Origin of the sequence: Synechococcus sp. W60.3 (assembly GCF_047502615.1) — a bacterium.
Classification (GTDB): domain Bacteria; phylum Cyanobacteriota; class Cyanobacteriia; order Thermostichales; family Thermostichaceae; genus Thermostichus.
Window position 1 is genome coordinate 1 of the sequence record NZ_JANSHJ010000075.1, and the last position, 1,926, is coordinate 1,926.

Annotated in this window: 3 protein-coding genes; all 3 read right to left on the reverse strand. The window is 57.8% G+C overall.

What is annotated here, in order from left to right:
• Positions 1-39 precede the first annotated feature (39 nt).
• Complete coding sequence (locus NW846_RS12500) at positions 40-291, reverse strand: Uma2 family endonuclease (RefSeq protein WP_414516190.1); 252 nt, start codon at positions 289-291, stop codon at positions 40-42.
• Between the two features lie 312 nt (positions 292-603).
• The gene (locus tag NW846_RS12505; protein ID WP_414516192.1) at positions 604-1,176 is read right to left on the reverse strand and encodes a Uma2 family endonuclease; all 573 of its coding nucleotides are present in this window, start codon (positions 1,174-1,176) and stop codon (positions 604-606) included.
• Positions 1,177-1,194: 18 nt separating this feature from the next.
• On the reverse strand, positions 1,195-1,767 hold the full coding sequence (locus NW846_RS12510; RefSeq protein WP_414516194.1) for a Uma2 family endonuclease: 573 nt from the start codon (positions 1,765-1,767) through the stop codon (positions 1,195-1,197).
• Positions 1,768-1,926 lie beyond the last annotated feature (159 nt).

The window sequence follows — 1,926 nt, forward strand, 5'->3', positions numbered from 1 at the left end:
TTCTCTCCTTCCTCTTGAATACCTGTACCCTATTTTAAATTAAAAGGCTGTACTTGACCGTTTTCCGGAATACAGAGCTTTGCTCATTTTGAGAGCAGAGTTGGGTTGCGAGATCCAGGGCAAAGCCAGAGAATCCTCTTGCAGATAAGCTGGGCGCTCCAGGACTTGTACTGGCTGGCCGGGACGATAGATGTAGATTCTTCGGCTTTCCGGGTCAATTAGCCAGCCCAGTTGGGCGCCGTTGTCGAGGTACTTCTGCAGCGTGGCTTGCAAAGCAACCAGATCGTCCACAGAGGAGCGTAATCCGAGCCTAGGAAGGCAAAGCGATGGCGCTCCTCGGAGGTAAGCTGTTCCGCTACGCAACGCTAAACAAAAACGAACTTTTGTAAGGACTTCGTCCCGCTTACGCGATCATAGATAGTAAGCAAAACCTTGAGGCTTTGCCTCAAGGAACTATCTAGAGGCATCTTGACAGCGCCTTTGCGAGTTCGTTTTTGAACTGCGTCAAAATCCCCCGCCTTTAGGCGGTGGGAGTGTCAAGTTCGTGGTTGCTGATAGCCATCGGTTAAGGGCTGGTGGAAAAAGAGGGCAGCTCGGGGCAGATTATTCCCAAACTAAGCTGAGATCGGCAACAAAGCCAGGGAGGACGGGATCCCCTTCTAGGTAAGCTGGGCGCTCCAGAACTTGGACGGGCTGGCCGGGGCGATAGACGTAAACTCGCTGGCTTTCCGGGTCGATCAGCCAGCCCAGTTGGGATCCGTTCTCGAGGTACTCCTGCAGCTTGGCCTGCAAAGCAGCCAGGTCGTCGGAAGGGGATCGCAATTCCAGGACAAAATCCGGACACAGGGGGGCAAAGCGGCGGCGCTGCTCTGGAGTAAGCTGCTGCCAGCGCTCCTTGGCAATCCAGGCGGCATCGGGAGAGCGAATAGCCCCGTTGGGCAGGGCAAAGCCGGCAGAAGCATCAAAGGCCACGCCAAGCTGGGTTTGGCGGTTCCATTGCCAGAGTTGGGCGCTGAGGCTCAAGTTTTGGCGGCTGCTTTCGCTGCCGACAGGGGCCATGGCCACTAGCTCCCCTTTGGCGGTGCGCTCCAGGCGCAGCTCAGGGTTCTGCCGGCAGAGCTGTTCAAAGATTTCATCGGTCAACTCCAGGCTGGGCCGTAGGTTAAGCGCGATCATAGGCAAGTTCCCTGGGAACTATTCCCAGACTAGGGTGAGATCGGCAACAAAGCCAGGGAGGACGGGATCCCCTTCTAGGTAAGCTGGGCGCTCCAGAACTTGGACGGGCTGGCCGGGGCGATAGACGTAAACTCGCTGGCTTTCCGGGTCGATCAGCCAGCCCAGTTGGGATCCGTTCTCGAGGTACTCCTGCAGCTTGGCCTGCAAAGCAGCCAGGTCGTCGGAAGGGGATCGCAATTCCAGGACAAAATCCGGACACAGGGGGGCAAAGCGGCGGCGCTGCTCTGGAGTAAGCTGCTGCCAGCGCTCCTTGGCAATCCAGGCGGCATCGGGAGAGCGAATAGCCCCGTTGGGCAGGGCAAAGCCGGCAGAAGCATCAAAGGCCACGCCAAGCTGGGTTTGGCGGTTCCATTGCCAGAGTTGGGCGCTGAGGCTCAAGTTTTGGCGGCTGCTTTCGCTGCCGACAGGGGCCATGGCCACTAGCTCCCCTTTGGCGGTGCGCTCCAGGCGCAGCTCAGGGTTCTGCCGGCAGAGCTGTTCAAAGATTTCATCGGTCAACTCCAGGCTGGGCCGTAAGTTGAGGGAGATCACGGCCTTAGGGATCCCGTTTAGAGGATTTGAGGATGGGCTGGCGCTATTGTAGTCTTTTGGATCCCTCACCCCTAGCCCCTCTCCCACAGCCAGAGGGGAGGAAGTTGACACTCCCACCGCCTAAAGGCGGGGGATTCTTACGCAGTCCACAAAAGAACC